The following is a 25,546-nucleotide window of genomic DNA, read 5'->3' as shown; positions in this document are numbered from 1 at the left end:
AAAGGGTTCAGTGGGGCTGGGGGGCTGCGGGCGGCGCAGCGAGGCGGCTCAGCGCGCGGTCGTTGGCGGCGGGGCGGCGCAGCCGGTCGAGCAGCACATAGACCACCGGCGTGGTCAGCAGGGTCAGCAGCTGGCTGGCCAGCAGGCCGCCGATGATGGCCACGCCCAGGGGCTGGCGCAGCTCCGAGCCCTGGCCGAAGCCGATGGCCAGCGGCAGTGCGCCCAGGGCGGCGGCCAGCGTGGTCATCAGGATGGGCCGCAGGCGCAGCATGCAGGCCTCGCGCACGGCTTCGGTCGCCGACAGGCCCCGGGCGCGCTCGGCCTCCAGCGCGAAGTCGATGATCAGGATGGCGTTCTTCTTCACGATGCCGATCAGCAGGAACACGCCGATCAGCGCGATCACGGTGAACTGCATGTGAAAGAGCAGCAGCGCCAGCACCGCGCCCACGCCGGCCGAGGGCAGGGTGGTGAGCACGGTGATCGGGTGGATCAGGCTTTCGTAGAGCACGCCGAGCACGATGTAGATGACCACCAGCGCCGCCAGGATCAGGAACAGCTGCTGCGACTGCGACTGCTGCGCGCCCAGGGCCGTGCCCTGGAAGCTGCCGCGCACGTTGGTGGGCATGGCGATGTCGGCCTCGGCCTGCGCGACGACCTGCCGGGCCTGCTCCAGCGTGGTCCCTTCCGCCAGGTCGAACGACACGGTGGTGGCCAGTTCGCCGTCCTGGTGGCTGATGGAGGTGGGCGAGGCGCGTTCCACCACCCGCGCGATGGCGCTGAGCGGCACCATGGTCGAGGCGTTGTTGCTCAGCACCTGGCCGGTCGATGCGCCGCGCTGGCCCGGGTTGGCGGCGCTGCCCACGGTGCCGGTCGGGTTGGCCGGAATGTAGATGTCGGCCAGGGCCGGCGGGCCGCGCGTGGTGTCGGGCGCCCATTCCATGATCACCGAATACTGGTTCAGCTCGCCGTAGATGGTGGCGACCGAGCGCTGGCCGAAGGCGTTGTAGAGCGCGCTGTCGATGGCCGTGGCGCTCACGCCCAGGCGCGATGCGCTGGCCTTGTCCACCTCCACATAGGCTTCCACGCCGTTCTCGGCCTGGTCGGTGTCCACGTCGACCAGATGCGGCTCCTGCTTGAGGCGCTCCGTCAGGCGCGTGGCCCAGACGCGCAGGTCCGCCAGGTTGTCGCTCTGCAGCGTGTACTGGTAGGTGGAGTTGCTGGATCGCCCGCCCATGCGCAGCTCCTGCACCGGGCTCAGGAAGACGCGCAGCCCGGTGATCTGCGACAGCTGCGGCCGCAGCCGGTTGATGACCGCGGCGCTGCTGTCGGTGCGCTGGCTGACGGGCTTCAGGTTGACGAACATGAAGCCGCCGCCCGCCCGGCCCCCGCCCGAGAAGCCCACCACCGTGTCCACCGCCGGGTCGCGGTGGATGATGTCCACCGCCTGCCGCAGCTTGGCGGCCAGCGCCGTGGACGAGATGCTCTGGTCGGCCCGCAGGCCGGCGTTGATCTGGCCGTTGTCCTGCTGCGGGAAGTAGCCCTTGGGAATGTGGCTGAAGAGGTAGACGTTCAGCCCGACCACGACCAGCAGCAGCACCATCACCAGCGCCTTGCTGGCCAGCGCCCAGTCCAGCGCATGGCCGTAGCCGCGCAGCAGGGCCTGGTAGCCGCGCTCGGTCACCCGGGAGAAGCGGCCCGGCGGCCGGGCCCCATGGGGGTCTTCCGCGCGCAGCAGCCAGGCGCACATCATGGGCGTGGTGGTGAGCGAGATCACCAGCGAGATCGCCACCGCCGCCGACAGGGTGATGGCGAACTCTCGGAACAGGCGCCCCACCTGCCCGTCCATGAACAGCAGCGGAATGAACACCGCCACCAGCGACAGGCTGATCGACAGCACGGTGAAGCCCACCTCGCGTGCACCCAGCAGCGCGGCTTCGAGCCGGTCCATGCCGGCCTCGATGTGGCGGCTGGTGTTCTCCAGCACCACGATGGCGTCGTCGACCACGAAGCCGGTCGCCACGGTGAGCGCCATCAGGCTCAGGTTGTTGAGGCTGAAGCCCAGCAGGTACATCACGCCGAAGGTGCCCAGCAGCGACACCACCGTGGCCACCGCCGGAATGATGGTGGCGCGTGCCTTGCGCAGGAAGAGCCCCACCACCAGCACCACCAGGGCGATGGAGAGCATCAGCGTGAATTCGATCTCGTGCAGCGAGGCGCGGATGGAGTTGGTGCTGTCCGAGGCCACCGCGATGCGGATGTCCTGCGGCAGCTGCGCCTGCAACTCGGGCAGCAGGTCGCGCACGCCGTTCACCGTCTCGATGATGTTGGCGCCCGGCTGGCGGGTGATCAGCACGATGATGGCCGGCTGGCCGTTGAAGAGGCCCAGCGTGCGCGTGTTCTCCACGCCGTCCACCACGCGGGCCACGTCGCCCAGGCGCACGGCGGCGCCGTTGCGCCAGGCGATGACGAGCGAGGCGTAGTCTGCCGCCCGGCGCGAGGGCGAGGGCGTGTAGATCTGCAGGCGCCGGCCGGCGCCTTCCACCGCGCCCTTGGGCCGGTTGGCGTTGGCGGCCTGGATGGCGGCGCGCACGTCTTCCGTGCTGATGCCGTAGCGGTTGAGCGCGAACGGCAGCAGCTCCACCCGCACGGCGGGCAGCGAGCCGCCGCCGATCTCGACCTCGCCCACCCCGTCCACCTGCGACAGCCGCTGGCTGATGACGTTGGACACTTCGTCGTAGATCTCTCCCGGCGTGCGCGTCTGCGAGGTGAGCGCCAGGATGATGGCCGGCGAGTCGGCCGCGTTGCGCTTGCGGTAGGTGGGGTTGCTGCGCAGCGTGGCGGGCAGGTCGGCGCGCGATGCGTTGATGGCGGCCTGCACCTCGCGCGCGGCGCTGTCGATGTTGCGGCTCAGGTCGAACTGCAGGCTGATGCGCGCCGACCCCTGCGAGCTGCTGGAGGTCATCTCGTTGACCCCCGCGATCACGCCCAGGCGGCGCTCCAGCGGCGTGGCCACGCTGCTCGCCATGGTCTCGGGGCTGGCGCCCGAGAGGCTCGCCGACACCGAGATCGCCGGATAGTCCACCTGCGGCAGCGGCGCCACCGGCAGCACGAAGAAGGCGGCGATGCCGGCCAGCGCCAGGCCGATGGTCAGCAGCACGGTGGCCACCGGCCGCTCGATGAAGGGGCGCGAGAGGTTCATGGCGCAGCGGGGCCGGCCTCGGCGTGGGTGACCGGCGCGGCGGCCGTGCCGCGGCCCGTCCAGCGGCGGCCCAGGCGGTCGAAGGCCAGGTAGATGACCGGCGTGGTGAACAGCGTGAGCAGCTGGCTCAGCACCAGCCCGCCGAAGATGGCCAGGCCCAGCGGCCGGCGCAGCTCGGCGCCCTCGCCCCAGCCCAGCATCAGCGGCAGCGCGGCGAAGAGGGCCGCCAGCGTGGTCATCAGGATGGGCCGGAAGCGCAGCAGCGCGGCCTGGTGGATGGCCTGCTGCGGGCCCATGCCCTGGTGGCGTTCCGCGTCGATGGCGAAGTCGATCATCATGATCGCGTTCTTCTTCACGATGCCGATCAGCAAGATGATGCCGATGATGCCGATCACCCCCAGGTCGTTGCCCGTGAGCATGAGCGCCAGCAGCGCGCCCACCCCGGCAGAAGGCAGGGTGGAAAGAATGGTGAGCGGGTGCACGTAGCTCTCGTACAGCACGCCCAGCACGATGTACACGCAGACCATGGCCGCCAGGATCAGCCAGAGCTGGCTGGTGAGCGATTTCTCATAGGCGCTGGCCGCGCCCAGGAACTCCATCGACAGCCCGGCCGGCATGCCGATCTCCTGCGCCGCCGCGCGGATGGCGCTGACCGCGCGGCCCAGCGACACGCCCGGCGCGGTGTCGAAGCCCAGCGTGGCGGCGGGGTACTGCGCCACGCGGGTCACCTGCAGCGGCGCCAGCTGCTCGCGGATGGTGGCCACCGCCGCCAGCGGCGTGGGCGCGGCGCTGCCGGTGCGCAGCGGCAGCGTGCCCAGGCCTTCGAGGCTGCCGAGCTGCTCCTGCTGTGCCTCCAGGATCACGCGGTACTGGTTCGTCTCGGTGAAGATGGTGGACACGATGCGCTGGCCGAAGGCGCTGTAGAGCGCGTCATCGACGGCGCTGGCCGTGACCGACAGGCGCGAGGCCGTGTTGCGGTCGATGTCCACATAGGCCGACAGCCCCTGGGCGCCCGCGTCGGTGGTGGCGTTGCGCACCTCCGGCACCGTTTTCAGCCGTTCGACCAGCTTCTGCGTCCAGCCGTTCACCTGGGCGGCTTCCACGCCGCCGATGGAGGCGCGGTACTCGGTGGGGCCGGTCTCGGTGTCGATGGTCAGGTCCTGCGTGGGCTGCAGGAACAGCGTCACGCCCGCCACGCCGGCCACCCGGTCGCGCAGGCGCTGCATCACCTCGGCCTGCGCGTCGTGGCCGGGCTTCAGGTTGATGAGCATGCGCCCGGCGTTCAGCATGGTGTTGTTGGCCGCGTCCACCCCCACGAACGAGCTGAGCGACTGCACCTCCGCGTCCTGCAGGATGGCCTGCGCGGCGGCCTGCTGCAGCTCGCTCATGCGCGCGTACGACACCTCCTGCGAGGCCTGCAGACGCGCCTGCAGCTGGCCCGTGTCCTGCGTGGGGAAGAGTCCCTTGGGGATCAGCACGTAGAGCAGCGCGGTCAGCGCCATGGTCAGCACCGCCACCACCAGCGTGGCGCGCTGGTGGCGCAGCACCCATTGCAGCCAGCCGTCGTAGCGCCCGATGACGCGGTCGAAGCCGCGCTGCACCGCGCCCGCCCAGCCGCGCTGGCTGCCGTGGGCGGGCTCGGCCTTGAGCCAGCGTGCCGACATCATCGGCACCAGCGTGAGCGACACCACGGCCGAGATCAGGATGGTGAGCGCCAGCGTCACCGCGAATTCACGGAACAGGCGCCCCACCACGTCGCTCATGAACAGCAGCGGAATCAGCACCGCGATCAGCGACACCGTGAGCGAGATGATGGTGAAGCCGATCTGGGTGGCGCCTTTGAGCGCGGCCTGGAACGGCGGCTCGCCCTCCTCGATGTAGCGGGCGATGTTCTCGATCATCACGATGGCGTCGTCGACCACGAAGCCGGTGGCGATGGTCAGCGCCATCAGGCTCAGGTTGTTGAGGCTGTAGCCCAGCAGGTACATCACCCCGCAGGTGCCGATGAGCGAAATGGGCACGGCCAGGCTGGCGATGACGGTGGCGCGCAGGCTGTGCAGGAAAAAAAAGATCACCAGCACCACCATCAGCACCGCCAGCACCAGCTCCATCTGCACGTGTTCGACGGATGCGCGGATGCCGGTCGTGCGGTCGGACAGCACCTGCACCTGGATGGAGGCCGGCAGCTGCGCCTGCAGCTCGGGCAGCTGGCGCTTGATGCCGTCCACCGTGGCGATGACGTTGGCGCCCGGCTGGCGCTGCACGTTGAGGATGATGGCTGGAGTGAGTGTGGCCCCCACGCTCCCCGCTACGCTGGGTTCGCTGCCCCCCGGGGGGGCGCTCGCCGCCTTGGGGCGGCCCGGCGGCGGCTCGGTGGCCCCCACGCTCCCCGCTTCGCGTGGTTCGCTGCCCCCCGAGCGGGCGCTCGCTGCCTTGGGGCGGCCCGGCGGCGGCTCGGTGGCCCCCACGCTTCCCGCTTCGCGTGGTTCGCTGCCCCCCGAGGGGGCGCTCGCTGCCTTGGGGCGGCCCGGCGGCGGCTCGGTGGCCCCCACGCTTCCCGCTTCGCGTGGTTCGCTGCCCCCCAAGGGGGCGCTCGCCGCCTTGGGGCGGCCCGGCGGCGGCTCGGTGGCCCCCACGCTCCCCGCTTCGCGTGGTTCGCTGCCCCCCGAGGGGGCGCTCGCTGCCTTGGGGCGGCCCGGCGGCGGCTCGGTGGCCCCCACGCTCCCCGCTTCGCGTGGTTCGCTGCCCCCCGGGGGGGCGCTCGCCGCCTTGGGGCGGCCCGGCGGCGGCTCGGTGGTTCCCGCCCAAGCGCCCAGGCGATTGTTCTCCGGCGCATCCACCACCCGCGCCACGTCCGACAGGCGCACGGGCGCGCCGTTCTTCCAGGTGACGATGAGGCGCTGGTAGTCGTCTGCCGTCACCAACTGGTCGTTGGCGTTGATGTTGTAGGCGCGCTGCGGGCCGTCGAAGCTGCCCTTGGCGCTGTTGGCGTTGGCGGCAGAGATGGCGGTGCGCAGCGTGTCCAGCCCCAGGCCGTAGGAAGCCAGCGCCTTGGTGTCGGCCTGGATGCGCACGGCGGGGCGCTGGCCGCCCGCCAGGGTGACCAGGCCCACGCCCGGCACCTGGCTGATCTTCTGCGCCAGGCGGGTGTTGACCAGGTTCTGCACTTCGGTCAGGGGTAGGGTCTCGGAGCTGATCGCCAGCGTCAGCACCGGCGCGTCGGCCGGGTTCACCTTGGCATAGACCGGCGGAGCGGGCAGGTCGGTGGGCAGCAGCGAGGCGCCCGCATTGATGGCAGCCTGCACCTGCTGCTCGGCCACATCCAGCGCCAGGCCCAGGTTGAACTGCAGCGTGACGATGGACACGCCGGCGGCGCTGGTGGACGCCATGCGCGCCAGTCCCGGCATCTGGCCGAACTGGCGCTCCAGCGGCGCGCTGACGGTGCGGCTCATCACCTCGGGGCTGGCGCCGGGGTAGAGGGTCTGCACCTGGATGGTGGGGTAGTCCACCTCGGGCAGGGCCGACAGGGGCAGCAGGCGGAAGCCCAGCAGCCCGGCCAGCACGATGGCCACCATCAGCAGGGCAGTGGCGACGGGCCGCTCGATGAACGGGCGCGACGGGCTCAGGGCACTCATGGACGGGCGGGCGGGGCCGAGGTCAGCGGGCCGCCGGCTGCGGCGCCGGCGTGGCGGGGGCGGATGCTGCGGCCGCTGGCGGCGCCGTGCCGTCCTGCGGCGGGCGGTGGCGGCGCCGCTCGCCCTGCGCCTCGGAGCCGCGCGCACGGCGGCCCGGGGCGCCTTCCGCGCCGCCCGGCCGCTGTCCCGGCTGACCCTGTGGACCCGGCTGACCCTGCAGCTGCACCTTCACCCCGTCCTTCAGCCGGTCGCCGCCTTCGGTCACCACGCGCTCGCCGGCCTGCAGGCCTTCGGCGATAGCGACCTGGCTGACCGTGGCCTGCCCGCGCTTGACCTTGCGCAGCGACACGGTGCGGTCGTCGTTGATGACGTAGACGAAGTCGCCGTTGGCGCCGGTGCGCACGGCGGTCACCGGCACCACCACGGCCGGCACCTCGCGCAGCAGCAGGCGCACGTTCACGAACTGGTTGGGAAAGAGTGCGCCCTCGGCGTTGTCGAAGCGCGCCTTGGCCTTGACGGTACCGGTGGCCGTGTCCACCAGGTTGTCCAGCGTGGAAAACCGCCCTTCGGCCAGCGCGCGGGTGCGGGTGCGGTCGAAGGCGGTCACCGCCAGCGGGGCGACGCCCGGCCGGGCGTCCTTCGACTGCACGGCACCGGCATCCCGCTGCGCGGCCTGCACGTCGGCCAGCCGGTCCTGCGGGATGGAGAACTGCACGTCGATCGGCGCCACCTGGGTGATGGTGGCGATGCCATTGGCTTCGCCCGCGCTCACGTAGTTGCCCGCATCCACCGCGCGCAGGCCGACGCGGCCGCTGGCGGGGGCGGTGATGCGGGTGTAGTCCAGGTTCAGCCGGGCGGTCTTTTCCTGCGCCAGGTCGGCGGTGACGGTGCCCTGCAGCTGGCGCACCAGCGCGGCCTGGGTGTCCACGTCCTGCCGGGCGATGGAGTCCTGCGCCAGCAGCGTGCGGTAGCGCTCCAGCACGATGCGGGCATTGTCCAGCTGGGCCTGGTCGCGCTGGCGCGTGCCTTCGGCCTGCAGCAGCGCCTGCTCGAAGGGGCGCGGGTCGATGCGCGCCAGCACCTGGCCTTTCTTCACCGTCTGCCCTTCGGTGAAGAGCACCTCGGTCAGCACGCCCGACGCCTGCGGGCGCAGCGCCACGGTGAGGGTCGGGGTGACGGTGCCCAGCGCCTCGATGGCCACCGGCAGCTGCGCCTGGCGGGCGGTGGCCTCGCCCACGGTCACCATCGCCCGCCCCGCCCCGGCGAAGCCGCCGTCGGCCGGCGCCTGGGAGCGCTTGACCAGCACCCAGGCCGCGCCGCACAGCACGGCGACGGTGCCGATCGCGACGACCGCGCCCAGCCACCGGCTGCGGCGCCGGCGCGGCGGCGGCGCGGATGCCTCGGCAGCGGTGGCGGCGGGCGCGGGTTCGGGTGTGACGGCGGCAGGGGCGGCGGGGGCGGAGTCTCTCGGGCGCATGGCTGTCCTGTTGTTCTGTGCGGGGCGCCGCCCGGGCGTCACACACCTCGCAGGTGCAGCGCCGGGCGCAGGTGCCGATCGTAGGGGCGGCCGGAGGCACTTTGCGGGCGCGCGTGCGAAGAAAAGTAAAGGCCGGGCCTGCTGGGCGGTGCAGCCGGCCCGGACCGGGCAGGTTCCCGGCCGCTCCGGGGTCAGAGCGCGGCGACCGCGTCCTTCAGCTCCTTGCGGCCCAGCACTTCGCTGAACACCACGGGCGCCTTGCCCGGCGCCATCAGCACATAGACCGGCACGCCGCTGCGGCCCAGCTGCGCCAGGGCGGCGGTGATCTGGGCGTCGCGCCGCGTCCAGTCGGCGCGCAGCAGCGCCACGTTGCGGCCGGCCAGGGCGGCCAGCACCTCGGGGTCCGAAAGGGTGGTCTGCTTGTTGTATTGGCAGGTCACGCACCAGGCGGCGGTGAAGTCCACGAACACCGGGCGGCCTTCGGCCAGCAGCTGCGCGGGCAGGTCGGCCTGCCAGGGCTGCCAGCCGGCGGGCGAGGGGGCCACCGCCGCGGTGGCAGCGGGAGTGCTTTCAATGACTTTCGGGCCGATGGCCCAGGCGAGATAAGCGCAGGCAGCTATCGAAAGAGGAGCAAGCAGTGCCTTCCCGCGCCCCGCCAGCGTGAGCGACCACACCGCCATGGCCAGCGCCACCAGCAGCGCCAGCAGGGCCGCCGCGCCGTTGATGCCGCTTTGCTGGCCCAACACCCAGACCAGCCAGACCACGGTGGCGAAGAGCGGAAACGCCATGAACCGGCGCAGCGTGTCCATCCAGACGCCCGGCCGGGGCAGCAGGCGCGCGAAGCCGGGCAGCCAGCTGGCCAGCAGATAGGGCAGCGCCAGTCCGAGGCCCAGCGCGGCGAAGATGGCCAGCGCCTGCGCCCCGGGCAAAGTCGCCGTCAGTCCCAGCGATGCACCCATGAAGGGCGCCGTGCAGGGCGAGGCCACGGCCACGGCCAGCACGCCGGTGAGGAACGCGTCCGCCACCGGGTGGCGCGCCTGCAGGCTGGCGACCGAGCCGGGCAGCATGCGGCCGAACTCGAACACACCCGCCAGGTTCAACCCCAGCAGCGTGAAGAGCGCCGCCAGCGCCGCCACCACGGCGGGCGACTGCAGCTGGAAGCCCCAGCCCACCGCCTCGCCGGCCGCCCGCAGCGCCAGCATGGCCGCGCCCAGCAGCACGAACGACAGCACCACCCCGGCCGTGTACGCCAGCCCGCCCACCCGGTGGGCGTGGCGGCTGTGGGTGGGGCGGGCGAAGCCCACCACCTTGATTGCTAGCACCGGGAAGACGCAGGGCATCAGGTTCAGGATCAGCCCGCCCAGCAGGGCGCCGGCCAGCGCGACCAGGAAGGTGCCGAGCGGCGCGGGCGCCACGGCAGGCGCGGCGCCCAGGCCGGCGGCGCCGCCGGCGGGGGCGCGGGCCTGCGCATTGGCCTGGAGGGCGGCCTCCAGCGCGGGCGACACGCCGGCGGCGGCCGGCAGCGGCGGCCAGCCGGTCTGCACGGGCATTTCCACCCGCCGGCCCTGGCCGCCGAGGGCCAGCACCAGCGGCAGCGGCTCGGGGCTGGCGCTGCGGTGCGGCGACAGCGGCAGCCGGGCGGTCCACACGTCGCCCAGCCAGTTCTGCGGCACGGCGGCGGCGGTCTCGGCCACGCCCGGCGTTTCCGCGAACACGTCCAGCGTCTGCCCGCGCCATGCGGCCGGCAGGCCCGCCACGGTCAGCGCCACGTCGGTGCCTTCCACATGGGCCTGGGTGCGCTGCTGCGCCGGCAGCGGCAGCGGGTGGGCGCGCTCGGCGGCCTCGAAGGCGGCGGCGTTCAGCGCGGTGGTGCCGTTGATCGGCACCTGCAGCGTGAACGTGCCTTCCTCGGGAATGCATTCCTTGCGGCACACCAGCCACGACGCCCGCAGCGTGAAGCTGGCCTCGCGCGCCAGCGGCCCGGGTTGGAAGGCGGCCGAGACATGCATGGGCACCGGCAACAGCACCGTGCCTTCGTAGCCGTGGTTCGCCAGGTGCCCTATCGGAATCTTGCGCGGCACCGGCCAGGCGATCTCGCCCGCGTCGATGCCGGCGGGCAGCTGCCATTCCAGCTGCGTGGGCAGGCCGGAGTCGCCGGGGTTCTTCCAATAGGTGTGCCAGTCGGGCTGGTGCGTGATCGACAGGCCCAGCCACAGCGGCTTGCCCGGGCCGATGCCGTCCGGCGCCTGGGCGACCAGTTCCGCCTGCACGTGCGGCGTGGTCACGGTGCTGCTGCCGCCCGAGGTGGCAGATTTTGAGCCAAATTGGGCGCTGGCGCCCATGGATAGTGCGCTGGTAGCTATGAAAAAGAGAGTAAGCAGCCAGCGCTGCAGCGTGCGGTGGGACATGGCGCAGTGTGGGAGCGGTGGCGGGGCCTTTGGTTCCGAGGGCGGGCGTTGTAGGGTGCGGCGCGGGCGGCCGGGCAGGGCGGCCCGGCGCACCGGCAGCGCTGCGTCAGGCCGCGAAGCCCAGGACCACCCGGCGCGCCATGGCGCCCTTCTTCTCGATCTTGGTGACCACCACCGCGCCGATCTCCGACGTGCGCGCCACATGCGTGCCGCCGCAGGGCTGCAGGTCGATCTGCGGTGAGGCGCCGTTGCCCGACCCGCCTGCGCCCGCGCCCCCGCCGACCCGCACGGTGCGCACCGTGCCGGTGCCGCGCGGCGGCTGCACGCTCATGCTCTTGACCAGCGCGGGGTTGGCGTCCAGCTCGGCGTCGTCGATGGCCCCCAGGGTGACCGGGTGGTCCTCGGCCACCAGCCGGGCGATGGCGGCGGTAAGTTCGTCCTTGTCCAGCGCGCCGTCCATGTGGAAGTCCAGCCGCGCATAGTCGGGCGTGATCGAGCAGCCGTTGACCGGCTGCGCCACCACGTGGCAGAGCAGGTGCGTGGTGGTGTGAAAGCGCATCAGCCGGTGGCGGCGCTCCCAGTCGATGCGGGCGGTCACCGCCTCGCCCACGGCGGGGCGCGTGGCGGCGGTGTCGGCCGGCAGGTGCACGATGTCGGCCGTGGGCCGGCCTTCCGCGTCCTTGCCCTTGCGCGTGTCGGCCACCGCCCAGCGGCTGCCGTCCGCGCCGATCAGCTCGCCGCTGTCGCCCGCCTGTCCGCCACCCAGCGGGTAGAACACGGTGCGGTCCAGCACCACGCCGCCCTCGGGCGTGTGGGCCCTCACGGTGGCGCTGCATTCGCGAAGGTGGCTGTCGTGGCGGAAAAGGTCTTGGGTCATCCCGCGATGGTAGTCAATCCAGCGCCGGGGCTTGTGGGCCGAAAGAGGGGCCGGCCCCGCCTAGAAGCGCGGCGTCTTTCCGGTGAACGACGGGTCGTAGCGGCGCATCTGCGCCAGGTCGTCGCGGTTGCGCACGCCGCATTCCAGGTACTGCGCATGCAGCGCGGCCAGCGCATCGCGGTCCAGCTCCACGCCCAGGCCGGGCGTGGTGGGCACGGCGACCGAGCCGTTCTCGAAGCGGATGCGCCCGCCTTGCACGACCTCTTCCTCCTGCCACGGGTAGTGGGTGTCGCAGGCGTAGGTCAGGTTGGGCACGCTGGCCGCCACGTGGGTCATGGCCATCAGGCTGATGCCCAGGTGCGAGTTGGAATGCATCGACATGCCCAGGCCCCACAGCCGGCACATGCGCGCCAGCGTCTGCGTGGCGCGCAGGCCGCCCCAGTAGTGGTGGTCGGACAGCAGCACCTGCACCGCGCCCATCTCGCAGCCCCGGCGGAAGTCGTCCATGGTGGTGATGACCATGTTGGTCGCCAGCGGCAGCCGGGTGTGCTTCGCCAATTCGGCCATGCCCTGCAGGCCGGGCGTGGGGTCCTCGTAATACTCCAGGATCTCGTCCAGCGCCGGGGCGGCGGCGATGCTGGCGGCCAGCGACCAGTTGGCATTCGGGTCCAGCCGCAGCGGCACGCCCGGAAAGGCCTGGGCCAGCGCCTGCATGCAGGCGACTTCGTGTGCGGGCTCGAACACGCCGCCCTTGAGCTTGATGCTCTGGAAACCGTAGAGGTCGATCATGCGGCGCGCCTGCGCCACGATCTGCGCGGGGCTGATGCCCTCGCCCCAGGCGTCGGGCGCGTAGGGCTGGCCGACGTGCTCGGCATATTTGAAGAACAGGTAGGCGCTGTAGGGCACGGCATCGCGCACCTTGCCGCCCAGCAGGTCGACGATGGGGGCGCCGACGATCTGGCCCTGCAGGTCGAGCATGCCGACCTCGAAGGTGCTGATGACCTTGGGCGCGTTCTTGGCGGCGTGCGAGCCCGGCGCCAGCTCGAACTCCACCGCGCCGGGCACGGCCGTGACGGTGGCGCGCACGCGCTCCTCCATCGTGTTGAGCGCGAAGGGCGACAGCCCGATCAGCAGCGGCCGGGCCTGCTCCAGCACCCGCAGCATGGGCTCGTCGCCATAGGTCTCGGAAATGCCCACCCGGCCGTCGCTGGTTTCGATCTCGACGATGGCCCGCAGCGCCCACGGCTCGTGGATGCCGGCGGCATTGAGCAGCGGGCCGTCGCGGAAAGCGATAGGCGTGATGCGGACGTGGGTGATGGTGATGTCGCGTGGCATGGTGGTCGAGTGTGAAAACAGAGTGCGGAAACTTGGCAGTGCCAGCCTGGGCAGCGCGCCGTGACGCTCCACTGCCCTCAACGATCAGAAGGCCGCGGAGCAGGCCATGCCAGCGGCCGCCGTGGAACGGGCTTTGCCCGGCCACCGGCGGCGTCCCCCTGCCCGCCGTGCGCAGCACGGCGAGAGCGGGGGTGAAGCGGCGCAGCCGCTCAGGGGGGTGCCCCCTCATTCAGCGCTGGCCCCCGTCTTGCGCACCAGCGCGCCCAGGCGGGCGATGTCGGCGGCGGTGATGGCGGCCAGCTCGGCCGGGGTGCTGCCCACCACGTCCATGCCGAACTGCGTCTCCAGCTTGTTCTTCAGCTCGGGCGTCTTCAGCGCCTTGACCATCTCGGCGTTCAGGCGGTTCACCACGTCCCTGGGCGTGCCCTTGGGCGCGTACACCGCCTGCCACGAGACCAGGTCCAGCCCGGGAAAGCCGGCCTCGGCCGTGGTCGGCACGTCGGGCGCGAGCGGCGAACGCGTCTTGGTCGTCACCGCCAGGAACTTGAGCTTGCCGGCCTTGACCAGCGGCAGGCCGGCCGTGAGCTGGTCGAACAGGAAGGGCACGTTGCCGGCCGCCACGTCCTGCAGCGCCTGCGGACTGCCCTTGTAGGCGATGTGCTGCATGGGCACCTTGATGAGCTCGGACATCTGCGCGCCGGTGAGGTGGGTGGAGGTACCCGCGCCCGACGAGGCATAGGACGCCTTCTCGGGGTTCTTGCGGATCCACTCGACCAGTTCCTGCACCGTGTTCACGCCCAGCGCGCTGTTGACCATCAGCACGTTCGGCACATAGGCGATCAGCGTCACCGGCTCGAAGTCCTTGACCGGGTCGTAGGGCAGCTTCTTGTAGAGGCCGGTATTGATGGCGTGCGTGCTGATGGTTCCGCCGATCAGCGTGTAGCCGTCCGCCGGAGCCCGCGCCACGGCCTGCACGCCGATGGTGCCGCCGGCGCCGGGGCGGTTGTCCACCACCACGGCCTGCTTGATCGCCATCGACAGCTCTTGCCCCACGGCGCGCGCGACGACGTCGGTGGAGCCGCCGGCCGCAAAGGGCACGACCCAGGTGATGGGCTTCGCGGCGGGCCAGTCGTTGGCCTGGGCGGCAGTGGCAAAAAGGCAGAGGGCCGAACAGGCGGCGGCAAGGGCGAGGCGGCGGTGCATGGGCTTTGTCTCCAGCGGTCTTGATGTATTGGCAATGATTGAAGCACTAATGTATTAGTGTGTCAATGTGATCAGGCCGCCGCCTAGAATCACTGCCTGCCCATGCCCAGCCCGATGAAAACCCCCCACAAGCTCGATCGCACGCGGCAGGCCGCGCCCCAGGTTTTCGAGTGGCTCCGCGCGGCCATCCTGTCGCTGGAGCTGGCCCCGGGCACCCCGCTGGCCCGCGCCGAGCTGGCCGAGCGGTTCGATCTCAGCCAGACGCCGGTGCGCGACGCGCTCATCCGCCTCAGCGAGGAAGGGCTGGTGGACATCTTTCCGCAGCACGCCACGTTGGTCAGCCGCATCGACCTGCATTCCGCCGAGCAGGCGCAGTTCCTGCGCTGCGCCATCGAACTGGAGGTGGTGCGCACGCTGGCGCTGGCGGGCGACGCGGTGCTGGCCGGCCGTCTGGCGGCGCTGGTGGACACGCAGGCTGCGCTGGCCGGCCAGGGTGGCGAGGACTTCATCGCCGCGGACCAGGCCTTCCACCGCACCCTCTACGACGCCGCGGGCGTGCCCGACCTGTACGAGCTGGTGCGCCGCCGCAGCGGCCATCTGGACCGCCTGCGCCGGCTGGACCTGCCGTCGCCCGGCAATTCAGACCGCGTGGTGCGCGATCACCGACGCATCGTCGATGCGCTGGCAGCCCGCGACCCGGACGCCGCGCAGGCCGCACTGCGCGCGCACCTGTCGGGCACGCTGGGGCGCGTGGCCGACATTCGCGCGCGGTACCCGGAATACATCGCCTAGCGGCGCATGTGCCGGGCTGGGCAGGCAGATGGCTTGCCGGGCCATCCCAGCGTCCATCCCGGGCGGCTCGGCCAGGGGCGCATTGCAGGCCGCCCCCGTCCTGGAAGGGGCCGCGCCGTCAGCGCCCCCAACGCAGCACCAGCGGATCGAGCCGGCGGGCGATGGCCAGCAGGCCGGACCGCACCTCCGGGTGCAGCCCGGGCCAGGGGTGGCGTGGCGCCTCGCAGGCGATCACGCCGCCTTCCTTCATCAACGCCTTGGCGGCCAGGAAGCCGGCCTGGCGGTTCTCGTGGTTGATGAGCGGCAGCCAGCGCTGGTACAGCGCGAAGGCCGTGTCCGCGTCGCCCTGGCGATGCGCCTCGATGATCGGCCGGATGCCGTCCGCGAAGGCGCCGCCCGTCATGGCGCCGGTCGCGCCGGCATCCAGATCGGCCAGCAGCGTGATGGCTTCCTCGCCGTCCCAGGGGCCCTCGACCGCGTCGCCGCCGAGCGCGATCAGCTCGCGCAGCTTGCTCGCCGCGCCGGCGGTCTCGATCTTGAAGTACGACACGTGCTCGATCTCCCGGGCCATGCGGGCGAGGAAGGCGGCCGGCAGGGCCGTTCCCGAGGCGGGCGCGTCCTGCACCATGATCGGTATGGAAACCGCATCGGACAGGCGCGCATAGAAATCGTGGATCTGCCGCTCGGGAAAGCGGAAGGTCGCGCCGTGGTAGGGCGGCATCACCATCAGCATGGCCGCGCCCATGGCCTGGGCGCGCCGGCTGCGCTCCACGCACACCGCCGTGCTGGTGTGCGTGGTGGTCACGATCACCGGGACGCGGCCGGCGACGTGCTCCAGCGCGGTGCGCGTGAGCGTTTCGCGCTCGTCGTCCGACAGCAGGAACTGCTCGGAGAAGTTGGCCAGGATGCAGATGCCGTCCACGCCTGAATCGATCATGAAGTCCAGGCAGCGCCGCTGGCTGGCCAGGTCGAGCGTGCCGTCGTCGGCGAAGGTGGTGGGCGCTACCGGGAAGATGCCGCGGTAGCGGGGTGGGCGAGGGGTCGAGGTCATGGGCGGGTGCAGTGGGTGGGCCGGGCGGCGCCGGCAGCGGGCCGCCGGGAAGGCAGGCAGGCAGGCGGTCAGTCGGGTGGACAGGTGGACGGGCCGCCGCCGGGTCATCGGCAATCAGCCGTGCGGATCAACCGGCCCGGATGTTGTTCTTCTTCGCGATCTCGCCCCAGATCTTGTAGTTGTCGCGGGTCAGGCTGGCCAGCCGCTCGGGCGTGCCGCCACCCACCAGGTCGCCGTTCTTGGTGATGGAGCCGCTCACGCCGGGTGCCGCCAGCGCCGCGTTCAGCGCCGCGTTGGCGGTGCGCACGATTTCCGGTGCGAGCCGGGGCTTGCCCCACAGGCCGACGAAGACGGTGACGTCGAAGTCCTTCAGGCCGAGCTCGGTGCCGGTGGGCACGTCCGGCAATGCCGGCAGCCGGCTGCGGCCCGTGACGAGGATGGGGCGCAGCTTGCCGGAGGTGATGAACGGGATCAGCAGGGACGCGGCGTCCACCAGGCAGGGCACCTGGCCGCCGACCAGGTCCTGGATGGCGGGCGCGCTGCCCTTGTAGGGGACCTGGTTCATGACGGGCAGGCCGGCGCGCTCGCGCAGCAGTTCCATGGCCAGATGGGTGTTGCCGCCGCTGCCGGCCGAGGCGTAGTTGAAGCCGCCGGCCTGGCTTTCCTTCTCCACCCAGGCGCGGAACTCGGCGAAGTTGCGCGCCGGGGCGCCGGGGTTGACGCACAGCACCAGCTGGGACTCGAGAATCATGCCGATCGGGGTGAACTCCAGCGGCGGGGGCGAGGGCGTGGCGAAGGTGTGCGGGTTGATCGTCAGGCTGGTGTTGGCCACCAGCAGCTTGTGGTCGTCGGCCAGCCGCAGCACTTCGGCCGAGGCCAGGTTGCCCGAGGCGCCGGGCTTGTTCTCCACCACCACCGGCTGGTTCAGGGCGGCGGCCATGCCGTTGGTGATGAACCGCGCACCGGCATCGGTCAGGCCGCCCGGCGGGTAGCCGACCAGCAGCGACACGGGCTTGCTCGGCCAGGCGGGCTGCGCCCGGGCCGTGAGGGGGGCGAGCCAGGGCGTGGCGGCGCTGGCGGCGGCCGCAGCCAGGGCGGTGCGTCGGCTGATCGATGTCATGGGTGTCTCCTTGTGCTCGTTGTGTGGTGTTGTGGTGGGGAACCGGGGCGTGGCGAGATCCGTGTCAGTGCGAGTGGCGTGGCACGGCGTTGCCGCGCGAACCCACGAGGAAGTCCAGGTCGCAGCCTTCGTCGGCCTGCAGCACATGGTCGACATAGAGCTTGCGGTAGCCGCCGTCGGCCGGGGCGGCCAGCGGCCGCACCTCGGCCATCCGCTGCGCCAGCTCCGCGTCGGAAATGTCCAGCCGCAGCAGGCCGGCGTCGCAGTCGAGCTCGATCCAGTCGCCATCGCGCACGGCGGCCAGCGGGCCGCCCGCCGCCGCTTCCGGGGCGACGTGCAGCACCACCGTGCCGTAGGCGGTGCCGCTCATGCGGGCGTCGGAGATGCGCACCATGTCCTTGATGCCGGCGCGCAGCAGCTTGGGCGGCAGGCCCATGTTGCCGACCTCGGCCATGCCGGGGTAGCCGCGCGGGCCGCAGTTCTTCAGCACCAGCACGGAGCTGGCGTCCACCTCCAGCGATTCGTCGACGATGCGGGCCTTGTAGTGCTCCAGGTTCTCGAACACGACGGCGCGGCCGCGGTGGCGCAGCAGTTCGGGCGTGGCCGCCGACGGCTTGAGCACCGCGCCACGCGGCGCCAGGTTGCCGCGCAGGATGCGGATGCCGCCATCGGCCATGAGCGGGTTGTCCAGCGTGCGCACCACCTCGTCGTCATGGATCGGCGCGGCCTTCACGTTGTCCCACAGGCTCTGGCCGTTGACCGTGAGCGCGCCGGGGTGCGGCAGCAGGCCGGCCTCGCCCAGGCGGCGCAGCACCGCCGGCAGGCCGCCGGCGTAGTAGAACTCCTCCATCAGGAAGCGGCCGGAGGGCATCAGGTCCACGATGGTGGGCGTGCCCTGGCCGACGCGGGTCCAGTCCTCCAGCTCCAGCGGCACGCCCATGCGGCCGGCGATGGCCTTCAGATGGATCACCGCATTGGTGGAGCCGCCGATGGCCGCGTTGGTGCGGATGGCGTTCTCGAACGCCTCCCGCGTGAGGATCTTGGACAGCGTCAGGCCCTGCAGCGCCATCTCCACGATCCGCTGGCCGGACAGGTGGGCCAGCACGTAGCGGCGCGCGTCGACGGCGGGAATGGCCGCGTTGTGCGGCAGCGTGGTGCCCAGCGCCTCGGCCATGCAGGCCATGGTGGAGGCCGTGCCCATGGTGTTGCAGGTGCCGGCCGACCGGGACATGCCGCCTTCCGCCGAGAGGAACTGGTGCAGGTCGATCTCGCCGGCCTTGAGCGCCTCGTGCAACTGCCAGACCGCAGTGCCCGATCCGATGCTCTTGCCGTTCAGCTTGCCGTTGAGCATGGGCCCGCCCGAGACGACGATGGCCGGCACGTCGCAGCTGGCGGCGCCCATCAGCAGCGCGGGCGTGGTCTTGTCGCAGCCCGCCAGCAGCACCACCGCGTCGATGGGGTTGCCGCGGATGGCTTCCTCCACGTCCATGGCCGCCAGGTTCCTCGTCAGCATCGCCGTGGGCCGCAGATTCGACTCGCCGCTGGAGAACACCGGAAATTCGACCGGGAAGCCGCCGGCTTCATACACGCCGCGCTTGACGTGTTCCGCGATCTTGCGGAAGTGGGCGTTGCAGGGCGTCAATTCCGACCAGGTGTTGCAGATGCCGATGACCGGGCGGCCGTCGAACGCGTGGTCCGGTATGCCCTGGTTCTTCATCCAGCTCCGGTACATGAACCCGTTCTTGTCGGCGGTGCCGAACCATTCAGCGGAGCGCAGGCGGGGCTTTGAGGGGGGTGTAGTCATCGACGGGGGCCACGGGTTGGTCAAATCTGGCGGCCGAGTTTAGATATCGTTCGGTTATCCTTCCAATGAAGAATTGGCCGATTTCTATATAGTTATTGGCATGCTCGATCAACCTCTGGACAAATCCGCCTCGCGGGATTACCTGCGCACGCGCCTGAAGACGCGCCACCTGCTGCTGATGGTGGCGCTGGACGAGGAAGGCAGCATCCACCGCGCCGCCGAGCGCCTGGCCATGACCCAGCCGGCGGCGTCGAAGATGCTGCGCGAACTGGAGGAACTGGTCGAAGCCCCGCTTTTCGAGCGCCTGCCGCGCGGCGTGCGGCCGACGCCCTATGGGCTGGCGCTCATACGGCATGCCGGCTCGGTGGCGCGCAGCCTGGACCAGGCGCGCGACGACCTGCAGGCGCTCAAGGGCGGCACGCACGGGCAGGTGGCGCTGGGCGCGATCACGGCGCCCGCCGTCGGCCTGATGCCGCAGGCGCTGGCGGCCGTGAAGCAGCGCTATGGCGGCATGCGACTGTCGCTGGAGATCGACACCAGCAACGTGCTGCTGGAGCGCCTCGCGCAGGACCGGCTCGACCTGGTGGTGGGCCGGCTGGCCGCCGGCCACGACCAGCTGGCGCTGCGCTACGAGCCGCTGGGGCTCGAGCCGGTCTGCGCCGTGGTCCGGCCGGGCCATCCGCTGCTGTCAGCGCCGGGACTCGACCTTCCTGCCCTCGTGGACTGCGGCTGGATCGTGCCCCCGGCCGGCAGCGTGCTGCGCCACCGCTTCAACCTGATGTTCCAGCGCGCCAGCCTGCCGCTGCCCGCCAACACGATCGAGACGGCGGCGCTGCTGTTCACCACGCGCCTGCTGGAGCACAGCGACATGGTGGCGGTGCTGGCGGAAGAAGTGGCGCGGTACTACGCCGCCTACCGCATGCTGGAGATCTTGCCGGTCAGCCTGCCCTGCCACATGGACGACTTCGGCATCATCACCCGCGTGGACCTGCCGCTGTCGCCCGCCGCCGCCCTGGTGGCCGACATCCTGCGCAGCACTGCGGCGTCGCGCTACGCGGACGGCCGGCCCGGCGGCCTGGGCGGACCGCCGGGCGCCCCGCGCTGAAGGGGCGTCAGGCCGGGCGGCGCGCCGCTGCCGGCGGCCAGGCCTGCGCGCCCGGCTCTGGCGGGGCCGCAGCCGCCTGCGCGCACACGGGCGAGGGCGGCAGTCCGCCCACCTCCGCCGGGGTGGCCACCACCGGCTCGGCCGGCGCCAGCATGCGGGCCTGGCGCCAGCCGCCCCAGCGGTAGTAGGCCATCGACATCAGCATGGCGCACAGCGCGCTGGCCGGAAAGCTCCACCAGATCGCATCGCTGCCCAGCCAGGGCTGCAGCCCGTAGGCGATCGGCAGGCGGATGCCCCAGAGCGCCAGGCCCAGGATGATGAGCGGCGGCACCACGGCGCCGGTCGAGCGCACCACGCCGGAGAGCACGAAGGTCACGCCGAAGAAGAGGAACGAGCCCACGGCGATGTGGTTGAGGTGGCGCGCCGCCTCCAGCGATGCGCTGCCGGCGGGCAGGAACAGCGACAGCGCGGCGCGGTCCAGCAGCACCAGCGGAATGATGATGGCGCCGGTCAGCACGAAGTTGAAGAGCGTGCCGCTGCGGGCCACGCCGTCCACCCGTTCCCACCGGCCGGCGCCCACGTTCTGCGCCGCCATGGACGAGCAGGCCGCGCCGATGGCCATGGCCGGCATCTGAACGTAGGTCCAGAGCTGCAGCGCCGCGCCATAGGCCGACGCGGTGACCACGCCCTGGGCATTGACCAGCCCCATCAGCATCAGCATGGCGGTGGAGATCATCACCATCTGCGCGCCCATCGGCAGGCCCTTGACGATGAGCGCCCGCAGGATGGTGCCGTCGGGCACGAAGAGCCGCCAGTCGGCCCGGCCGATCCAGAGCGGGTGTTGGCGCCAGCGCAGCCAGGCCAGCAGCGCGGCGAAGCTGATCGCGTTGGCCACCAGGGTGGCCATGGCCGAGCCGGAGATGCCCATGCGCGGCACCGGCCCCCAGCCAAAGATCAGCAGCGGGTTCAGCGCCGTGTCCAGCACCACCACCAGCAGGAGAAAGAGGAACGGCGTGCGCGTATCGCCGGCGCCGCGCAGCACGGCCGAGATGAAGGCGAACAGATAGAGCAGCGGCACCGCCAGAAACAGCGTGCGCAGGTAGGCCTCGGCCAGCGGCAGGGCGGCGGCGGGCGTGCCCATCCAGCCCAGGATTTCGCGCGACAGCGGCGGGCCGGCGGCGGCGATCAGCACCGCCGTGCCGCCGAAGAAGGTGGCGCTGGTGCCGATCACCCGGCGCGCCTGCTGCGGATTGCGCGCCCCCATGGCCTGCGCCACCAGGATGGTGGCCGCCATGCCCACGCCGAACACCGCGCCGATCAGCAGGAACAGGATGTTGTTGGCGTTCGCCGTGGCGGTGAGCGCCGCCTCGCCCAGGAACCGCCCCACCCACACCGCGTTGACCGAGCCGTTGAGCGACTGCAGCACGTTGCCCGCCAGGATGGGCAGCGCGAAGACCAGCAGCGTGCGGCCGATGGGGCCCTGAGTCAGGTCGCGGGCGGGCGCGCGGGATTCGGTGCGGTGGGCCCGCTGGGCTGGCGGTGGGTTCTCGGATGCGGTGGAAGAAGAGGCAGTGGCGGGCATGCGGCATGGTGACCGCGCCGCGCGCGGCAGGCTGTCGGCCGATGCCGGCAACTGGGCCGCCCCGCACGGCGCGGGGCGGCGCAGGGCAGCGCCGCACGGGCGCCGAGGGTCAGAACCCTTCCAGCACCACCTTGCCGATGGCCGTGCCGCTTTCGAGCAAGGCGTGCGCACGGCGCAGGTGGGCGGCCGAGATGGTGCCCATCTCGGTGCCCAGCGTCGTGCGCAGGCGGCCTGCGTCCACCAGCCGGGCGACCTCGGCCAGCAGGGCGCCCTGGCGGTCCATGTCGGGGGTGCCGAACAGCGAGCGGGTGAACATCAATTCCCAATGCAGCGACAGGCTCTTGCGCTTGAGCGGCACCACGTCGAGCACGGGCATGTCGTCGATCACCGCGATCTGGCCCTGCGGACGCAGCAGCTCCACGTACTGCGGCAGGTGCGCCGCCGTGTGGGTGAGGCTGGCCACGTGGTCCACCTGCCCAATGCCCATGGCGGCCAGCTGCGGCGCCATCGGCTGGCGGTGGTCGATGACGCCGTGCGCGCCCATGTCGAGGCACCACTGCCGCGTGGCGGGGCGCGACGCGGTCGCCACCACCCGCAGGCAGGTCAGCTGCCGCGCCAACTGGATCAGCACCGAGCCCACGCCGCCGGCGCCCCCGGCGACCAGCAGCACCGGGGCGTCGGCTGCCGGGGCGTTGCCCGTGTCGGCACCCTCCGGCGTACGGGGAATGCGCAGCCGGTCGAACAGCAGCTCCCAGGCCGTGATGGCGGTCAGGGGCAGGGCGGCGGCCTGGGCATCGCTCAGCGTGGCGGGGGCGTGCGCGGCGATGCGCGCGTCCACCGCATGCCACTGCGCATTGGTGCCGGGGCGGTCGATGGCACCGGCGTACTACACCCGGTCGCCCACGGCAAAGCCCTGCACGGCGGCGCCGGTGGCCTCGACGGTGCCGACCGCGTCCCAGCCCAGCACCTTGGCCGAGCCCGGTTCGGGCGCGCTGCCGGCGCGCACCTTCGTGTCCACCGGGTTCACCGACACGGCGTGCACCCGCACCAGCAGGTCGTGCGGCCTGGGGGTGGGCACGGGCAGCTCGATGTCGAGCAGCGCTTCGGGGTGGTCGATGGGATGGGGCGCGTGGTAGCCGATGGCTTTCATGGGGAACTCCAGGAGGGGATGGCGAGAGGGGTGGAAGGGGGACGGCGATGAAGAGCGGGCGGGGCCCGGGTTCGCCCCGGGGCACCCACCCCCTCAACGCATGCCCTGCACTGTAGATCGTCAAAATGGCGGAGGGAATGCCTCCTGGATTGGTTCTGTATCCAATGAAATTTGAAAATATCGCGGACCTGCGCGTGCTGGTGGAAACGGCCCGGGGCGGCAGTCTGACCGCTGCCGCCAGGGCGCTGGAGCTGACCCCGGCAGCGGCCAGCGCCATGCTCAAGCGGTTGGAGGCCGAAGTGGGCGCTCGCCTGTTCGAGCGGTCCACCCGCGCGATGCGGCTGACCGAGCAGGGCCAGACGCTGCTCGACTATGCGGTCCGGGCGATCGACCTGCTGCAGGAAGGGGCCAGCCAGGCGGCGTCCCAGGCCGGCCTGCTGCGGGGAGCGGTCCGGGTGGCCGCCCCGTCGGACCTGTCGCACAGCTTGCTGCTGGGCTGGTTCGACGAGTTTCTGCTGCGCCACCCGGGTGTGCAGATCGCCCTGTCCGTCAGCGACCGGCTGCAGGACGTGCGCCGCGACGCGGTGGACCTGGCCGTGCGCTACGGGCCGCTCGCCGACTCGCAACTGGTGGCGCGGCGGCTGTGCGTGACCCGGCGCCTGGCCTGCGCCGCGCCAGCCTACGTCGCCCGGCGCGGCGCGCCGACGCACCCATCGGAGCTGGCGGAACACGACTGCCTGGCCCTGCACATCGGCGGTCGCCGGGAACTGCGCTGGCAGTTCGAGCCGGCTGGCGGGGGCGAGGCCGTTGCGGTGGCGGTGTCCGGCGCACGCAGCGTGGATGACGGCGCCGTCGCCCATGTCTGGGCGTTGGCCGGCCAGTGCGTGGTCTACAAATCGGCGCTGGACGTGCGCGCGCACCTGCAGTCGGGAGCGCTCGTGCCGCTGCTACCGGGCTGGCTCGGCCAGCGCTATGAAGTCAATGCCGTGCTGCCCAGCAACCGATTCGTGCCGGCCCGGGTGCGCGCCCTCGTCGAACACCTGGCCGAGCGGTTCGCAAGCCTGCCCGCGCCGGAGGGCGCGGCCGGCTGAGGCACGCCGGCACTCCTGCGCGCGGGCGGGCCGGCGCTGCCGCGTCAGCCCAGCTTCTGCGTGGACAGCAGCAGACTGGTCTCCGAACTGGCAATGCCGGGCAGCCGGCGCAGGCCGCTCAGCAGCTGCTCGAATTCCGACAGGCTGTCGGTCTGCAGTTCCGCGACGATGTCCCAGCGGCCATTCGTCATGTGCAGTGCGGTGACGTGCGGGTTGCCGCGCAGCGCCTGCAGCACCTGCGTGGCCTGGTTGCCCTCCGCGGCGATGGTCATGAGCGCGCGCACGCCGGAGCGCACGGCCAGCGGCTTCAGGCGCACCGTGTAGCCCACGATCACGCCCTCGCGTTCCAGCCGCGCCAGGCGGTTCTGCACCGTGCCGCGCGCGACTTGCAGGTGCCGCGCCAGCATGGCGACTGGCAGGCGGGCGTCATCGCGCAGCAGCGCGATCAGGCGGTGGTCGGTGTCGTCCAGGTCGGTCATCACAGCGCAAGTGTAGGGGCGCCGCACGCGCCCATCGAGCACATTGCACAGCTTGGCCGGGCAGGCTGCGCAGCGCCGGGGGTGGCGCCGCGCAGTTTGCGGGCTGGCGCCTGGCGGCGGGTGCGGGAAGAATTTCGGTGTGACCCATTCGACACAACACCAGGAGGACACCATGACCCACTTCATCGACATCGCCAGCCTGCTCGCCCTGCTGCAGCAGCGCGGCCCCGAGCGCTTTCTGCGGGAACTGGCCGACGAGCTGCACGCCGACTTCATCCGCTGGAACGACTTCGACAAGTCGCCCCGCACCGCGGCCCATTCCCAACTGGGCGTGATCGAGCTCATGCCCGTCTCCGATGCCACGACCTACGCCTTCAAGTACGTCAACGGCCACCCCGCCAACACCGCAAACGGCCTGCCGACGGTGATGGCCTTCGGGGTCCTGGCCGACATGGCCACCGGCTACCCCGTGCTGCTGTCGGAGCTGACCCTGACCACGGCGCTGCGCACTGCCGCCACCTCGGCGCTGGCGGCCCGGGCGCTGGCCCGGCCTGGCGCGCGCAGCATGGCGCTGATCGGCAACGGCTCGCAGAGCGAATTCCAGGCGCTGGCCTTCCATGGGCTGCTGGGCGTGAACGAGATCCGCGCGTTCGACACCGATCCCGCCGCGACCGCCAAGCTGCAGCGCAACCTGGCGCGCCAGCAGCCCGGGCTGCGGGTGGTGCCGGCGGCCTCGGCGCGCGAGGCGGTGCGCGGCGCGGACATCGTGACCACCGTCACGGCGGACAAGACGCGGGCGGCGATTCTCACGGCCGACATGGTCGAGCCGGGCATGCACATCAACGCGGTGGGCGGCGACTGCCCGGGCAAGACCGAGCTGCACCCCGACGTGCTGCGCGCGGCCCGTGTCTTCGTGGAGTTCGAGCCGCAGACGCGGGTGGAGGGCGACATCCAGCAGATGCCGGCCGACTTTCCGGTGCAGGCGCTGTGGGAGGTGCTGGCCGGCGCCGCGCCGGGCCGGCGCGATGCGCGCGAGGTGACCGTGTTCGACTCGGTCGGCTTCGCGCTGGAGGATTTTTCCGCGCTGCGCTACGTGCACCGGCTGGCCACCGAGCAGGGCGTGGGCCAGCGCATCGCGCTGGTGCCCGAACTCGACGACCCGAAGGATCTTTTCGGGCTCACGGCCGGGGGGCGCCGGCCGGCGGCGCTGCGGCGCGTGGCATAAACGGGGTTCACGC

Annotated in this window: 16 protein-coding genes and 1 pseudogene; 4 read left to right on the top strand and 13 right to left on the bottom strand. The window is 71.8% G+C overall.

Translation table 11 applies throughout. The features are described 5' to 3' along the window. Window positions 1–7: 7 nt before the first annotated feature. The 7 genes from ASF94_RS19590 to ASF94_RS19560 form a co-directional block, all read right to left on the bottom strand. Window positions 8–3,199 (bottom strand): efflux RND transporter permease subunit, encoded by a 3,192-nt coding sequence (locus ASF94_RS19590; protein WP_056670538.1) that lies wholly within the window; start codon window positions 3,197–3,199, stop codon window positions 8–10. Beyond that, a complete protein-coding gene (locus tag ASF94_RS19585) occupies window positions 3,196–6,825 on the bottom strand; it encodes an efflux RND transporter permease subunit (RefSeq protein WP_056670644.1) in 3,630 nt (1,209 codons plus the stop codon). The genes ASF94_RS19590 and ASF94_RS19585 overlap by 4 nt, the downstream gene beginning before the upstream one ends. A gap of 31 nt (window positions 6,826–6,856) precedes the next feature. Beyond that, on the bottom strand, window positions 6,857–8,311 hold the full coding sequence (locus ASF94_RS19580; protein ID WP_056670535.1) for an efflux RND transporter periplasmic adaptor subunit: 1,455 nt from the start codon (window positions 8,309–8,311) through the stop codon (window positions 6,857–6,859). A 191-nt stretch (window positions 8,312–8,502) separates the two neighbouring features. Then, a complete protein-coding gene (locus ASF94_RS19575; protein ID WP_082493433.1) occupies window positions 8,503–10,719 on the bottom strand; it encodes a protein-disulfide reductase DsbD in 2,217 nt (738 codons plus the stop codon). A gap of 106 nt (window positions 10,720–10,825) precedes the next feature. Beyond that, complete coding sequence (locus ASF94_RS19570) at window positions 10,826–11,596, bottom strand: alanyl-tRNA editing protein (RefSeq protein WP_056670529.1); 771 nt, start codon at window positions 11,594–11,596, stop codon at window positions 10,826–10,828. A 60-nt stretch (window positions 11,597–11,656) separates the two neighbouring features. Continuing rightward, the gene (locus ASF94_RS19565) at window positions 11,657–12,931 is read right to left on the bottom strand and encodes a glucarate dehydratase family protein (protein WP_056670526.1); all 1,275 of its coding nucleotides are present in this window, start codon (window positions 12,929–12,931) and stop codon (window positions 11,657–11,659) included. A gap of 225 nt (window positions 12,932–13,156) precedes the next feature. Further along, window positions 13,157–14,134 carry a tripartite tricarboxylate transporter substrate binding protein gene (locus tag ASF94_RS19560; protein ID WP_056670523.1) on the bottom strand — a complete coding sequence of 326 codons (978 nt, stop codon included), beginning with the start codon at window positions 14,132–14,134 and terminating at the stop codon, window positions 13,157–13,159. Window positions 14,135–14,248: 114 nt separating this feature from the next. Here ASF94_RS19560 and ASF94_RS19555 point away from each other — a divergent pair, with 114 nt between their 5' ends. Then, window positions 14,249–14,926, top strand: coding sequence for a GntR family transcriptional regulator (locus ASF94_RS19555; RefSeq protein ID WP_082493432.1), 678 nt, complete (start codon window positions 14,249–14,251; stop codon window positions 14,924–14,926). 118 nt (window positions 14,927–15,044) lie between these two features. Here the strand turns inward: ASF94_RS19555 and ASF94_RS19550 are convergent, their stop codons facing one another. The 3 genes from ASF94_RS19550 to ASF94_RS19540 all read right to left on the bottom strand — a co-directional run bounded on the left by ASF94_RS19550 (window position 15,045) and on the right by ASF94_RS19540 (window position 18,901). Next, a complete protein-coding gene (locus ASF94_RS19550) occupies window positions 15,045–15,977 on the bottom strand; it encodes a dihydrodipicolinate synthase family protein (protein WP_056670517.1) in 933 nt (310 codons plus the stop codon). A 127-nt stretch (window positions 15,978–16,104) separates the two neighbouring features. After that, window positions 16,105–17,097 (bottom strand): tripartite tricarboxylate transporter substrate binding protein, encoded by a 993-nt coding sequence (locus ASF94_RS19545; RefSeq protein ID WP_056670515.1) that lies wholly within the window; start codon window positions 17,095–17,097, stop codon window positions 16,105–16,107. Window positions 17,098–17,161: 64 nt separating this feature from the next. Next, entirely contained in the window at window positions 17,162–18,901 is a 1,740-nt protein-coding gene (locus ASF94_RS19540) for an IlvD/Edd family dehydratase (protein WP_056670509.1), read from the bottom strand. Between the two features lie 100 nt (window positions 18,902–19,001). On the opposite strand from ASF94_RS19540, the gene ASF94_RS19535 reads away from it, so the two are divergent. Beyond that, window positions 19,002–20,006: a LysR substrate-binding domain-containing protein gene (locus ASF94_RS19535; protein WP_056670501.1), complete on the top strand. Its 1,005-nt coding sequence runs from the start codon at window positions 19,002–19,004 to the stop codon at window positions 20,004–20,006. Window positions 20,007–20,013: 7 nt separating this feature from the next. Here the strand turns inward: ASF94_RS19535 and ASF94_RS19530 are convergent, their stop codons facing one another. Next, the gene (locus ASF94_RS19530) at window positions 20,014–21,588 is read right to left on the bottom strand and encodes an MATE family efflux transporter (protein WP_056670499.1); all 1,575 of its coding nucleotides are present in this window, start codon (window positions 21,586–21,588) and stop codon (window positions 20,014–20,016) included. Window positions 21,589–21,697: 109 nt separating this feature from the next. Continuing rightward, window positions 21,698–22,738, bottom strand: a pseudogene (locus ASF94_RS19525) (zinc-binding alcohol dehydrogenase family protein). A 164-nt stretch (window positions 22,739–22,902) separates the two neighbouring features. Here ASF94_RS19525 and ASF94_RS19520 point away from each other — a divergent pair. Further along, window positions 22,903–23,829 (top strand): LysR family transcriptional regulator, encoded by a 927-nt coding sequence (locus ASF94_RS19520; RefSeq protein WP_056670495.1) that lies wholly within the window; start codon window positions 22,903–22,905, stop codon window positions 23,827–23,829. 44 nt (window positions 23,830–23,873) lie between these two features. On the opposite strand, the gene ASF94_RS19515 is transcribed toward ASF94_RS19520, so the two are convergent. Next, a complete protein-coding gene (locus ASF94_RS19515; protein WP_056670492.1) occupies window positions 23,874–24,308 on the bottom strand; it encodes an Lrp/AsnC family transcriptional regulator in 435 nt (144 codons plus the stop codon). 172 nt (window positions 24,309–24,480) lie between these two features. Here ASF94_RS19515 and ASF94_RS19510 point away from each other — a divergent pair, with 172 nt between their 5' ends. Further along, a complete protein-coding gene (locus ASF94_RS19510; RefSeq protein WP_056670489.1) occupies window positions 24,481–25,533 on the top strand; it encodes an ornithine cyclodeaminase in 1,053 nt (350 codons plus the stop codon). Window positions 25,534–25,546: the final 13 nt, after the last annotated feature.

Source organism: Acidovorax sp. Leaf160 (assembly GCF_001424265.1).
Lineage (GTDB): Bacteria > Pseudomonadota > Gammaproteobacteria > Burkholderiales > Burkholderiaceae_C > Paracidovorax.
Note: the sequence above shows the minus strand (reverse complement) of the source record. Positions and strands in the feature narration are given on the sequence as shown.